Below are 14,356 nucleotides of genomic sequence, written 5' to 3'. Positions count from 1 at the left end.
TCTATTTTTGGGGTAAGTAATTTATACAATAGACATATGATAACGCCAAACGGAGGAACTGTCAATCTAATTCTCACATAATCCATCGAAAAAAAAAAATTTAGCTACTTTATCCCTACATTTACGTCACATCTTCGTCAAAAAAAGAAACAATAATCTGATGCAACTCCCGCGGTTTCTGCCGAGTCAAAAAAATGCGTACCATGATGAATAACAGTTATATCCCCGCGCTGAACCAAACCCACCATTTTCTGAGTATCCGCCTTTGAAATCACATCATATTCCCCAATAATCGCCAACATTGGAGCCGAAATCCTCGCCAAACTTTCTTCTTTAATATGCGGATGAAAAATCATCAATCCCATCTGCGCCTTAATACGCCTAAAAAAGAAACTGAATGGCGCCAGAAGAAGCGAAAATAAATAACCAGCAAAAGTAAAAATATTAGCCCACCATTTAATCTGACTCGTGTCATAATTCGTCCCAATTACAACCATCTGCTTTTGCCGTTTAGGCTGATATATCGCCATTTCCAGCGCAATAATTCCACCATCACTATATCCAATAACGCGATACCTATTGATTTTCAAATAATCTAATAAACATAAGATATCCAGCGCCATAATCTGAAAATCAAGCGGCCGAAAACCCAATTCTGACTTTCCATGACCACGCGAATCCACCGCAATCACTTGATAATTTTTTTCGAAAAAAGTCAATTTGGCGCTTCATCGCACCGTGGCTTTGCCCATTTCCATGCAACAAAACAAGCGGCTCGCCTCTGCCATAAATATGATAAGAAAGTTCAATTCCGTTCACATGTGCTTTCATCGTCATCACCAAACCTTTTAGTAACGAAATCTTAGTAAAACAATTATAGCAGAAAAAACACTTTTTCCATACGACTAGGAACTGAGCTTTCACAGCGTAAAAAAAAGGTTCTATAATAAATATTGGAGTAGAAATTAATCTGCCTCAACATTTCCTGGGTTCCATTTCAAGACAAAAAAATACACAGTAATACCAAAATCCTTTAAGATAAAAGTACCGTGACCCAATCCAAAGGAGCGATATTACCATGCCAGACCAATTTATCATACAACTCATCGGTTTAGAAAATAAAAACGAAAGAAACATGCCTGCCCTCACTGCCAAACCCGTACGTACTAATCAGATTAAAGATGACCGGAAGCACTGTAAGGGCATGAAGGGGCTCTTTTACAAAAGAAAACATAGTCTAGCCCCTGCACAATGAACTCTCGTTCAGCGCTATTTAGAATTAGACTCCGATTTACAAGTAGCCTATGACATCAAAAAGCCTAACGAAATCGCTGATATAATTTTTTGAAACTCATTTCCAATCTCCTCATTTCTATTTTGTATTCTTCCTATTATTATGTTACAATAAACACATATAAAATGTAAGCGCTATTAAAGCGATGTAGGAGTTGATTTAATTGGCAGCAAAAACATGGAAAATTGTCCAAATATGCGTCTACTGTATAGCTTCATTAATTTTTATTTATGGAATTTTTAGTACAGGTAGCTGGATATATATTTTATTTTTACTAGCAATGGTCTTTCTACTAATAAAAACTTTATTTATAAATACCAACAGGTCTGCTCATATAAAAAATCAGAAGTAACAATATAGTTAATTCATCAAATTTCCCACCCTGACATTCCTTTACAAACACCTATTAGCAAACACAGTAAAGCCCCCAGAATTTTTTCTAGGGGCTTTACTGTTTTCACAAGCGATTATTTTTTCAAGTTATAGAAAGTATCTTCGCCGTGGTATTGTGCTAGGTTACCTAGGTTGTCTTCAATACGTAGCAATTGGTTGTATTTAGCAACACGGTCTGTACGAGTTGGAGCACCTGTTTTGATTTGTCCAGCGTTTGTTGCAACAGCGATGTCAGCGATTGTGCTGTCTTCTGTTTCACCAGAACGATGGGAAATAACCGCTGTATAACCAGCGCGTTTAGCCATTTCGATAGCGTCTAATGTTTCAGTAAGCGTACCGATTTGGTTTACTTTGATAAGGATTGAGTTAGCAACGCCATTGTCAATTCCTTCTTTCAATTTCTTCGTGTTTGTAACGAACAAGTCATCACCAACTAATTGTACGCGATCGCCTAGGCGTTCAGTCAATAGTTTGTGACCTTTCCAGTCGTTTTCGTCTAAACCATCTTCAATAGAGATGATTGGGTATTTGTTTGCTAACTCTTCGTACCAAGCAACCATTTCTTCCGAAGTACGAGTTACGCCTTCGCCTTTAAGTTCATAGTTACCAGTTTCGCGGTTGTAGAACTCAGAAGCTGCTGAATCCATAGCCAATTTAACTTGTTCGCCTGGCGTGTAACCAGCTTTTTTGATTGCTTCGATGATTGTTTCTAATGCTTCTTCATTAGATTTAAGGTCAGGAGCGAATCCACCTTCATCACCAACACCAGTGTTAAGGCCTTTGCCTTTAAGAACTGTTTTAAGGTTGTGCAGGATTTCAGTACCCATACGTAGGGCTTCAGAGAAAGTTTTAGCTCCAACTGGCATAACCATGAATTCTTGAATGTCAACGTTATTGTCAGCATGCTCGCCGCCATTAACAATGTTCATCATTGGAACTGGCAATACTTTAGCATTTACTCCGCCAATGTATTCGTATAACTCAAGGCCTAATTCTTCTGCTGCTGCACGAGCTGCTGCTAAAGATACACCTAGAATTGCGTTAGCGCCCAATTTACCTTTGTTTTCAGTACCGTCAAGCTCGATCATCGCTTGGTCAATACCGATTTGGTCTGTTACGTCAAAACCGATAATTTTGTCTGCAATAATGTCATTTACGTTTTCAACAGCTTTCAAAACACCTTTACCCATGTAACGGCTAGCGTCGTTGTCGCGTAATTCTACTGCTTCATATTCACCAGTAGATGCACCACTTGGAACTAATGCGCGACCGAATGCGCCAGTTTCTGTGTAAACTTCTACCTCGATAGTTGGGTTACCACGGGAATCAAGAACTTCGCGTGCGTATACTTCAGTAATAATAGACATAATTTATACTCTCCTCTAAAAATGAATTTTGTAAGGAAGTGACCGAATTACCGGTTGCTTACCTTCTTATTTTAGCCTTGTTTGTGCAAAAACGCAAAGCAAGACCTCGTTATTTCTGAATTAAACTTTCACCTGTCATTTCGGCTGGTTTTTCTACGCCTAAAAGATCAAGCATTGTTGGAGCAATATCGGCTAAGCGTCCGCCTTCACGTAGTGTTGCACCAGCTTTTGTTACGATTACTGGAACCGGAACTGTCGTATGCGCTGTATGTGGATTGCCTTCTGGTGTTGTCATCGTTTCGGAGTTACCGTGATCGGCGAAAATAATCGCAGAACCGCCTTTTCCCAAAATTGCATCGACAACGCGTCCAAGGTTTTCATCCACGGCTTCAATCGCTTTAATCGTTGGTTCAACCATCCCTGAGTGACCTACCATATCAGGATTCGCAAAGTTTAAGATAATCGCATCGTGTTTATCGTTTTTGATATCTTCCACTAGTGCGTCCGTTACTTCATAGGCGCTCATTTCAGGTTTCAAATCGTATGTTTCCACTTTTGGCGAATCGATTAGAATCCGGCTTTCACCAGGGAATTCTTCGTTACGTCCACCATTCATGAAGAAAGTAACGTGAGGATATTTCTCTGTTTCAGCAATACGCAATTGCGACAAGCCTTCATTCGATAAAACTTCCCCGATCACGTTCGTCATTGGCATCGGTGCAAAAGCAACCTCCGCCACAATGCTAGGATTGAAAAGTGTCATCGTTACGAATTTGATATTTTTCGGATGTTTGTCGCCACGGTCAAAATGTTCCCACTCTTTATCCGTGAACGCATTCGAAAGTTGGATCGCGCGGTCAGGACGGAAGTTGAAGAAAATAACAGCGTCGTTATCTTTTACCGTTGCCACTGGTTTACCGTCTTTTGCTACAACAGCAGGAATAACGAACTCGTCATTTTTGCCGTCTGCGTAAGAAGCTTCCACCAATTTCACAGGATCTTCAAATTGTGCGCCTTCACCTTTAACAATCGTATTATAGGCTTTTTCGACACGTTCCCAGCGTTTATCACGATCCATCGCGTAGAAGCGTCCAGAAACCGTTGCAATCTCGCCATAGTTAAGATCAGCCATCGCTTTTTGTAACGTTTCTAAATATCCTACAGCGGATTGTGGTGCTACGTCACGCCCATCAAGGAAAGCATGGATATAGACGTTTTTCACGCCTTCTTTCTTCGCTGTTTCAAGCAAGGCTACTAAATGGTTGATGTGACTATGCACGCCACCATCTGATAGCAAGCCGAACAAGTGAAGATCAGAATTGTTCGTTTTGGTGTGTGTGAAAGCATTATTTAACGCTTCGTTTTTCGCGAATTCGCCTTCTTCAATGGCTTTGTCAATACGCGTCAAACTTTGGTAAACAATACGTCCAGCACCGATATTCGTATGACCAACTTCTGAGTTACCCATTTGGCCTTCTGGAAGACCGACATCGAGGCCGGCTGCTTTCAGTTGCCCATGCGGATACGTTTCCCAGTAGCGGTCAAAGTTAGGTTTATTAGCTAAGGCAACAGCATTCCCAACTGTTTCGTTACGTAAACCGAAACCATCAAGAATGATGATAGCTACAGGTGATTTAGTCATTTATTTCACTGCCTCCAATAAAGCTAGGAATGATGCTGGATCAAGACTCGCGCCACCAACCAAAGCTCCATCAATGTCGGATTGTGCCATATATTCAGCAATGTTCTCAGGTTTTACACTGCCGCCGTATTGAATACGAACAGCGTCTGCCGCTTCTTTAGAAACAACCTCTGCAACTGTTTGACGAACAACAGAACACGTATCGTTAGCATCTTTACTTGTTGAAGATTTACCAGTTCCGATTGCCCAGATTGGCTCATAAGCAATAACAGATTTAGCAACTTGTGCTTCCGTCAAGCCTTTAAGCGCCGCGCGGATTTGTCCACTAACCCATTCGTTCGTTTGGCCAGCTTCACGTTGTTCTAAAGTTTCGCCACAGCAGATGATTGGAGTCATGCCGTGTTTGAAGATTGCGTGTGCTTTTTTGTTGATATCTTCGTCTGTTTCGTGGAAATACTCACGACGCTCAGAGTGACCAATAACAACGTAAGAAACGCCTAAATCAGCGACTGCAAACGGGCTGATTTCGCCTGTGAAAGCACCTTCGTCTTCGAAATAAGTATTTTGCGCTGCGATTTGAAGATCAGTACCCTCTGTTGAGTGAACTAATTCTTTTAAAAATAGGGCTGGTGCTGCGATTACGGAATCCACAACATCTTTACTTGGAACTTTACGCTTCACGTCCTCAGCAAATTGTCCAGCTTTCGCCGCCGTTTTGTTCATTTTCCAGTTTCCTGCAATGATAGGTTTACGCATAATAAAACTTCCTTTCTCTTCAGCGTGTCGACAAACGCTCATCTTTGTCGTTAAAACTTCCGTTCCGATGCTCTTCTACACAAAAGAGTTACGCATAACTTCTCACATGGTCGAGGATACTACTCTCTCCCTGTTTTCAGTCAACATACCCAAGTATGCTCCACTTCGGTACTCAGCTTTGCCTAAAATCTAAGCATTTGTCGACACGCTGAGGTTCGCAGGTTCTATCTTGGCTCTGCGAAATACGAGAAGTTAACAGTTTCAATTAATTATTTATCGCTAATAGACTCGACGCCTGGTAGTTTTTTGCCTTCTAGGTATTCTAGAGAAGCTCCGCCACCAGTTGAAATATGTGTAAATTTGTCAGCGTAACCTAGGTCCATCGCTGCTGCTGCACTGTCGCCGCCGCCGATGATTGTCGTTGCACCTTCAAGGTTCGCTATTGCTTCACAAACGCCGATTGTTCCTTTAGCAAAGTTGCTCATTTCGAATACGCCCATAGGACCGTTCCAAACAACTGTTTTCGCGCCTTGTAATTCTTTTGTGAAAAGTTCCACTGTCGCAGGACCGATATCCAAACCTTCTTCGTCAGCTGGAATGTGATTCGAATCAACCGTGTGGAATGGTGCGTCGTTGCTGAATTCATGCGAAACAACATTGTCGATTGGAAGGACGATTTTGTCGCCTGCTTTTTCAAGTAAGCTCTTCGCAAGATCGATTTTGTCTTTTTCTAAAAGAGAAATGCCGACTTCTTTACCTTGCGCTTTAAAGAATGTGTATGCCATTCCGCCACCGATAAGTAATTTGTCTGCTTTTTCGATTAAGTTCTCGATAACGCCAATTTTGTCGGAAACTTTCGCACCACCAAGGATTGCAACAAGTGGACGTGATGGGTTATCCACAACGCCACCGATGAATTTGATTTCTTTTTCCATTAGGAAGCCTGCTGCTGAGTCTAAGTTAGAAGCGATTCCAACGTTAGAAGCATGCGCGCGATGGGCTGTACCAAATGCGTCATTCACAAAAACATCACCTAGAGAAGCCCAATACTTGCCTAGCTCTGGATCATTTTTACTTTCTTTTTTACCATCAACATCTTCAAAACGCGTATTTTCGAAAAGGATAACGTCGCCGTCCTTCATTTCGTTAATTGCGCCTTCCAGTTCTGGTCCACGAGTGACAGGTACGAATTTTACTTTTTTACCTAATAGTTCGCTCAAACGTTCAGCAACTGGGCGAAGTGATTTGTCCGCTTTGTCTTCTTCTGTCTTCACTTTACCTAAGTGAGAGAAAAGAATTGCTTTCCCGTTTTGTTCAAGGATATATTGAATCGTTGGAAGTGCCGCTACGATACGATTATCATTGGTGATTTTACCGTCTTTCATTGGAACGTTAAAATCAACACGTACTAGAACTTTTTTGTCGTTTAAGTCTAAATCGGTCACAACTTTTTTAGCCATAATACTTTTCCTCCATACTTTTCAAATAAAAAGCGGAAACAAAAGACCTGTTCCCGCTTATTTGTTTATTATTTAGTTCTTAGCAATCTTATTTAGCAATTTTAGCGAAATATTCAAGTGTACGAACTAATTGTGCAGTATAAGACATTTCGTTGTCATACCAAGCAACAGTTTTCACTAATTGTTTGCCGCCAACTGAAAGGACTTTTGTTTGTGTTTCATCGAATAAAGAACCGTAAGTGATTCCTTGGATATCAGAAGAAACGATTGGATCATTTGTGTAACCGAATGTATCCGCATCACTTGCAGCTTCCATTGCAGCGTTCACTTCTTCAACAGTAACGTCTTTCTTAAGAACAGTTACAAGCTCAGTTAATGAACCAGTTGCAACTGGAACACGTTGAGCAGCACCGTCTAATTTACCAACAAGTGATGGTAATACAAGACCGATTGCTTTAGCAGCACCAGTCGTGTTAGGAACGATGTTTTCTGCAGCAGCGCGCGCACGACGGAAGTCTCCACCTGGGTGAGGACCATCAAGCGTCATTTGGTCGCCTGTATAAGCATGAATTGTAGTCATAAGACCTTGTTCAATACCAAATTTGTCTTCTAATACTTTAGCCATTGGAGCAAGACAGTTAGTAGTACATGAAGCACCAGAGATAACTGTTTCAGTTCCATCTAAAATATCATGGTTCACGTTGTATACGATTGTTTTCATATCGCCTGATGCAGGAGCTGAGATAACAACTTTTTTTAGCACCAGCTTTGATGTGTAGTTCAGCTTTTTCTTTTGCAGTGAAGAAACCAGTACACTCAAGAACGATATCTACACCTAGTTCGCCCCATGGTAATTCCTCAGGGTTACGATTAGCTAAAACTTTCACTTCTTTGCCGTTCACGTTGAAATAACCATCATGTACTTCAACATCGCCATCAAAACGACCTTGAGTAGTATCATATTTCAACAGGTGAGCTAACATTTTAGCGTCTGTTAAGTCATTGATTGCAACAACTTCAATACCTTCCACATTTTGAATACGACGGAATGCTAGACGTCCGATACGTCCAAAACCATTAATACCAACTTTAACTGTCATAAGTCAATTTCCTCCTTGAAAATAATGAAATTTTTTATTTCAAAAGGGTATTTTCCCCTTTTAAAAGCATGGTTGCGGCTCCTTCGTCTGTTACTAAAATCGTATGTGACGGAGCAGTTTTCATATACGACTTGATTGCTTTGGCCTTTGAAGTGCCTCCTGCGAGCGCTATAATGTTCGGTATGCGAGGTAGGTCTTCAAATTGTAAACCAAATGTTGGAACTTTGTACACGACTTCTCCTTGTTCATTGAAGTAATAGCCAAACGCTTCTCCCACGGCTTGTCTATCCATGATTTTCTGCATTGTTTCGGCGTTCGTGTGCCGGCGCTGTGCCATCGTCATCGCATCACCAATGCCATGTAATATCGCATTCGCAGATTGAACGAGTCGCAGTCCTTCTTGAATCGCGGGCTCCTTCATCAATGATTGATACGCTTCTTCGCCAAGCTGTTCCGGTACATAAAACATACGGTGTTTGCCGTTCGTCTTCGTTGCCATCCTGTCACAAATCGTGTTTGCTTGATTATTGAGATCCTCACCAAGCCCACCACGCCCTGGGACAAAAAGTAGTTCGCGTCCATTTGCAAAATCGGGTGTCATCATTTCGGCTAGCGTCGCCATTGTAGAACCACCCATCACGGCAATCGTATTCTTCTTCTCCGTGAGTGATATATCCAGTTGTTCGAGCGCCACACGTCCCATTTCTTCCAGAACCCATGGCGTCACATCACTATCGCCCTGAACAACAAAACAAGCTTTGATCTTTAATTTCTCGCGCAGTCTATCTTCCATTGTATGTATTCCCGTCAATTGATTCATAACGGATTCTAATTCGCGAAACACGACCAGACCATCCTTCGTTACTGTCATCCCAGCAGGAGCAATGCCAATCAACCCTTGTGCTTTCAAAAATTCAACCTCACCGCGCAGTACCCGCTCACTCATCCCCAACATTTGGGCAAGTGTCCGTCTACCAACCGGCTCCGCAAAATAAATCGAACGCAAGATTTGATAGCGCTTCTGCATTACTAGAAGCATGTCGGGTAACAATTTCTTTTGAATGTTAATAATGTCTGACATTTCAAAGTCTCCTAACCACCTTGGACTCTTCTTGACCCGCTTAGCCATAAGATGTCCCGATAAAACTAAAAAAAACAAGAGAACTAAGTCTTTGCTAGTAAACTATTGTGACCATCGCCCAATAAAAATGCAACGCTAATCATCTTTTCGTTTCTAAACTAACCCATCTCTTCTCGTAAATCGCCTGCCATAAAGCAAGTAGCTATTTTATTACCCTACAACATTCATTCTACCAGTGATTAGGTCAAAATTCAAGCATTAAGCTATCATTTAAAGAAAAATTCATGATTTATTAACACTGTGTTCCTACTATATAATAAGCACACACTACCATATTCCACGGAACGACTATGTTAAAACATGAACAATTCAAAACGTGCAGAAAACCTCTCATCGTATAGACAAGAGGCTAGGTAAATCTTTTTCGTTTGGACGATGACAGGATATTCAATTCACCGCGATACTTCGCAATCGCACGGCGCGAAACTTGAATGCTTTGCTCATCCAGCATCTCCACAATTTTTTGATCAGAAAGTGGTTTTAACTTATTTTCTTCGTTCACAAATTGTTGGACTAGCTTCTTAATGCTTTGACTTGAAACATCGCCAGCATCCGATTCTTCGCTCGCTTTTTTCGTAAGGCTCGATGAAAAGAAATACTTCAATTCATACACACCTTGCACCGTTTCCATATACTTTCCATTGACTGCCCGGCTCACCGTCGATTCATGGACATCAATTTCCTCCGCGATTTCCTTTAATGTCAATGGCTGTAAACGCTTCTCCTCATGCAAAAAGAATTCCCGCTGGTGCCTCACAATCGCCTCGCCAACACGGCCAATCGTACTTTCTCGTTGCTCCAAGCCCTTCTTTAGCCAATCGAATTCGCCAGCCTTTTCCTTCAAAAATGCCGCCACATCTTTTTCCTGCGTCGCCTGCATCATGTTAAAATAACCCTCTTGGAACTTCATCCGCGGCAAAAATTGCTTGGCTACCTTCACGCGCAACTCATCACCTTCACGTTGCAACACAAGGTCTGGTACAACATACTGCACCCGTTCCGATTCGAATTCCGCACCTGGTTTTGGGTTGAGCGTAATGATGAAATCCGAAATCGCCTGAATGTCCACCATCCCAATACCCAAACCATCCGCAATCTTTTTCCAGCGCTTGTTCGCAAAATCCTCGAAATAATCACGAATCAGCGCGTAAGCCTTATCCGGTGCTTTTTCATGCCTTTGGATTTGCAATAAAATACATTCCTTCGCATCACGCGCACCGACTCCAGCAGGTTCAAACCCCTGCAACGTCTCCAACATGTCTAGCACATCGTCCTCAGAAATAAGCAGCGCCGAAGCCACAACATCCAGCTCCGTCTGCAAATAGCCATTTTTATCAAGGCTTTCAATCAAAAACAACAACGCTAACTTCTGCTGACTCGTCATCTCTAAAAACTGCATCTGCTCCTTCAAAGCATCAGAGAGTGTCATCGTCGTATCCGCGATTTGCTCCAACCAATCCGTATCGTCCGCTCCCGCAAGATTATCTTTTTTGCGCGTCGTCGTCATTGTATAATCAGGAGCCGTATCCACACCCGGAATCACCTCAATCAAAGGATTTTCCAGTGCCTTATCTTCCAGAAAAGCCGTCAAATCTTCCATGTTAAACTGCAACATCGCGATAGATTGCGACAACTGTTGTGTCATCATCAACTTCATCGATTGCGTCTGCTGCTGCTTCTGGACAAAATTGGACTCTAATCTCATGAGATAACTCCTCCTATTTCATACTCGTCCTCTCTATTATAACACGTCCCACCCAAGTCGATAAGACCTAAATAAAAACGCCTCCCAATCATGCTAGGAGGCGCATCGTCCTATTTCGGCAAATGCTCGATGAAATTATCATAGCAAAAACCCTTAATTTCCTGTTCTGTAAAATGCTTTCTGAGCTCCGCGATAAACGCCGGATATTTCGAACAATCCTCCAAGCCCTCAATATGATAAGGAATCCCATCAAAATCCGAACCAAATCCAATATTCTTAACACCGCCAAGATCGCAAATATGTTTGATATGCGCAATTAAATCTTCCATATAAACCGTGTCCGCCGTCTCTTTCACAAAAAGTGGATAGAAAACCAGATGAATCATCGCGTTTTTTTCAAGGAGTGCTTTGATTTGCTCATCCGACAAGTTACGAGGGTGCGAACAAATCGCTTTTGCGTTAGAATGGCTAGCAATCGGATAATCCGCGAGTTCCATCACGTCCCAGAATGCCTTCTCACTCAAATGCGACACGTCCGTGAAAACTTTCCGGTCATTCAGTTTCGCCACAATCGCTTTACCGAAATCCGTCAAACCAGCACCGCGAGACTCCTCAATTCCATCCGCCGCCAAATTCGCGTTATTCCAAGTCAAACCGACCGAAAGCACGCCATAATCAAGCATTTGATCCAATTTGCGTAAGTCCGTCCCAATCGGCTCCACACTCTCCAAAGTCAGAAACGCCGCGATTTTCTCCTCCGGTACACGATCCACATCGGACCACTGTCTGAGCGGCTTAATCACACCATTTCGATGCAAAACATGCTGCTTATAAATATTCACCTGCTCAATCGCTTTCTTCCATTTCTGTTCGACAGGTGTTGTCGGCTCTAAAAAAATCGCAAAAGCCTGCATTTTGATGCCGCCCGCAATCATTTTTTCAAAATTCACGTCCAACTGCTCCGAATCCTGAAACGTGACTTTCCCAGCACCCGCCTGTAGCTTGTAAAGCGCGTCACAATGCATATCCACGATGTTCATCATTACACCCACCCCCATTTAATATCTCTATTATATACTTTTTGAGGTGGGAAACAAGCGTTATTCTCATAACCCAGAACATGCCACTAAATTCAAGCGCGCCGAGAAATGATTAGATGCTAGGCAAAAGCGAGTACCAGAGCGGAATGTACGACTTGTACACGAGCACTGGAACGGAGATTTTAACGACGCAGATGATTCTTTCTCGGTGCGCTTGCTGGCCAGAATGCCCACTTTCCAAGCATCATCGTTATTGCCGGGACTAAGAATGGACGGACGATGAAGGTATCCAATAAGACACCAATCGCCGTTATTAAGCCAAATTGGACGAGTAGTTGAATCGGTAAAGTCGTCAAAACAGCAAACGTTCCAGCTAAAATAATACCAGCCGATGTAATAACGCCACCAGTTTGCCCGACACCTTCTGTAATCGCCTCACGCAGAGGCAATTCCCGGCTTTTTTTTCCAGATGCTTGAAATCATGAAAATATTGTAATCCTCGCCGAGCGCGACAATAAAGACAAACGCATAAATCGGGATCAAACCAGCTATTGCCTCGACGCCCATCACGTAATGAATGATAAGCCAGCCTAGCCCAAGTGCACTGAAGAACGAAAGCAGAACCGTCGCTACGAGATAAATCATCGCTGTCACCGAACGCAAATAAACAAGTAGTAACAACGCAATCAAGCCGATAACAAGCGGAATAATCAACGCCTCATCCTGTTTCGTCACAGCACGCGAATCGTATTGCGTCGCCGTTTGTCCAGCAATCCAAATATTGTCTTTCGAAATCCCAGCATCACTCAGCGTCGTTTTTGCCGTATCACGAATATCTGGAATAATGTCCATCGCCTCATTGCTATACGGGTTATCCGCAAGCTCAATCGTATACATCATATAATCCGGATTTTTCGTGCTCGGAACGCCCACAGAAACATTCGCAATACCATCATCTTGCTGCAAATTAGTCCGAAGATCCGTCTTTTCACCATCCGTTTTCACAATCAAATTCACCGGCGCCAACTGCCCAGCGCCAAAATGATCGCTAATCAATGTAAAACCTTCACGCGACGGCATATCTTTCGGGAATGTCGAAAGCGTGTCATACGTATATTTCACCTGCGTCGCAAAAATCGCACAACCACCCAAAACCAAAATCGTGATCACAAACGTTTTAATCGGATGTTGCGCTGACATTTCACCAACACGATGCCAAAAACGGTTTTCGCGATGAGGTTTCACCGTTTTGCCTTTTTTAGCAGCATGCGCTTTTGCCATTTCCTCCGTGCGCGGAACGAACGGCCAGAACGAAATCCGACCAAAAATGCCGAGCAACGCCGGAACTAGCGTCAACGAAGAAATCATCATAATCAAAATCGACAAGCTAAACGGCACCGCAAAATTGTGAATCGAACCATATTTTGCAACAAGTAAAATAAGTAGCGCCGCCATCACCGTGAAACCGCTAAGCGCAATCGCGCCCGCCGTATTGCTAAACGCCTTTTTTAAAAGCCGTATAGCGATTTTCATCATGGTGTAGCTGGCTGCGGAATCTCGCAATCAAGAACAAACAATAATCCGTCCCAGCCCCGAACAAAAGCACCGTCATAATCGAAAGCCCCTGCGAACCGTACGTAATAATGCCCTCTTTCCCAAGCAACGCAATAATCGGCGTCACCGCCAGATAAGCAAAACCGACCGCAATAAGCGGAATAAATGCCAGAATCGGTGAACGGTAAATCACCAACAAGAATATCAAAACAAGCAAGACCGTCCCGATTAATAACGACACATCCGCATCACTAAACAGCTCCGTCGCATCCACGCTAATCCCCGCAGGCCCAGTCGTGCGCGCCGTCAACGTGTCCTTACTACTAACCTTCTGATCAAACGGCTTATCCGCAAAAATACCATTCGCCGTTTTTTCCAACTCCTCAAAACTTGTTTTCAACTCATCCGAAGCCGCCTCCGAATCCATTAAAACCGTCTGGATAAACGTCGTACCATCCTTCGAAACCTGCTGCTTCAAAACCGGAAGTGGCATTTTATCGTATGGAACCACCGTTTTCTGATGATCCACCGGGTTTTGTTGCAACTCCTTCGAAAACTCCTGAATTTGCGCTAAATCAGTATTTGTCAGTCCAGTACTCCGGAACCAAGTAATCAGAGCCGGCGTACCTTCCCCAGTCGGAAACTGCTCATCCATCACCTTTTGTGCTACAACAGAAGGCTCCGCTGCCGCCAAATCCGACGCTGCATCATCCTTATAATCCTCCGATTTCGGCAAAAATACCTGCAAGGCGACCACGATCAAAATCCAGACAGCAAGCGTAATCCAACGCCCCCGCTTCCCTCCTACCGCATTCGCGATCTTACTAAAAATACCATGACTCATTTCAACTTCCCCCTTATTTTTTCATTTATCAGTCGATCAATATTTTCGTTTATCAAGTGA

General features: G+C 42.9%; 7 protein-coding genes and 3 pseudogenes. All 10 read right to left on the bottom strand.

The window, feature by feature from the left end:
* Nucleotides 1-121: 121 nt before the first annotated feature.
* The 10 genes and pseudogenes from PCORN_RS01165 to PCORN_RS01115 all read right to left on the bottom strand — a co-directional run bounded on the left by PCORN_RS01165 (nt 122) and on the right by PCORN_RS01115 (nt 14,296).
* Nucleotides 122-831: pseudogene (locus PCORN_RS01165) on the bottom strand (alpha/beta fold hydrolase).
* 930 nt (nt 832-1,761) lie between these two features.
* A complete protein-coding gene (gene eno, locus PCORN_RS01155) occupies nt 1,762-3,054 on the bottom strand; it encodes a phosphopyruvate hydratase (protein ID WP_036076796.1) in 1,293 nt (430 codons plus the stop codon).
* 109 nt (nt 3,055-3,163) lie between these two features.
* Complete coding sequence (gene gpmI, locus PCORN_RS01150) at nt 3,164-4,696, bottom strand: 2,3-bisphosphoglycerate-independent phosphoglycerate mutase (RefSeq protein WP_036076790.1); 1,533 nt, start codon at nt 4,694-4,696, stop codon at nt 3,164-3,166.
* Nucleotides 4,697-5,452: a triose-phosphate isomerase gene (tpiA, locus tag PCORN_RS01145; RefSeq protein ID WP_036076788.1), complete on the bottom strand. Its 756-nt coding sequence runs from the start codon at nt 5,450-5,452 to the stop codon at nt 4,697-4,699.
* A 269-nt stretch (nt 5,453-5,721) separates the two neighbouring features.
* Entirely contained in the window at nt 5,722-6,912 is a 1,191-nt protein-coding gene (locus tag PCORN_RS01140) for a phosphoglycerate kinase (protein ID WP_036076786.1), read from the bottom strand.
* Nucleotides 6,913-7,000: 88 nt separating this feature from the next.
* A pseudogene (gap, locus tag PCORN_RS01135) lies at nt 7,001-8,012 on the bottom strand (type I glyceraldehyde-3-phosphate dehydrogenase).
* A gap of 34 nt (nt 8,013-8,046) precedes the next feature.
* Nucleotides 8,047-9,093, bottom strand: a complete 1,047-nt coding sequence (locus tag PCORN_RS01130; protein WP_036076784.1) for a sugar-binding transcriptional regulator — start codon at nt 9,091-9,093, stop codon at nt 8,047-8,049.
* Between the two features lie 409 nt (nt 9,094-9,502).
* On the bottom strand, nt 9,503-10,858 hold the full coding sequence (gene rpoN, locus PCORN_RS01125) for an RNA polymerase factor sigma-54 (protein ID WP_036076782.1): 1,356 nt from the start codon (nt 10,856-10,858) through the stop codon (nt 9,503-9,505).
* A 110-nt stretch (nt 10,859-10,968) separates the two neighbouring features.
* The gene (locus PCORN_RS01120; protein ID WP_036076984.1) at nt 10,969-11,898 is read right to left on the bottom strand and encodes a dipeptidase; all 930 of its coding nucleotides are present in this window, start codon (nt 11,896-11,898) and stop codon (nt 10,969-10,971) included.
* A 182-nt stretch (nt 11,899-12,080) separates the two neighbouring features.
* Nucleotides 12,081-14,296: pseudogene (locus PCORN_RS01115) on the bottom strand (MMPL family transporter).
* Between the last annotated feature and the right edge of the window lie 60 nt (nt 14,297-14,356).

This window comes from Listeria cornellensis FSL F6-0969 (assembly GCF_000525855.1).
GTDB classification, from domain to species: Bacteria; Bacillota; Bacilli; order Lactobacillales; family Listeriaceae; genus Listeria_A; species Listeria_A cornellensis.
This window is presented reverse-complemented; position numbering and strand designations above follow the sequence as displayed.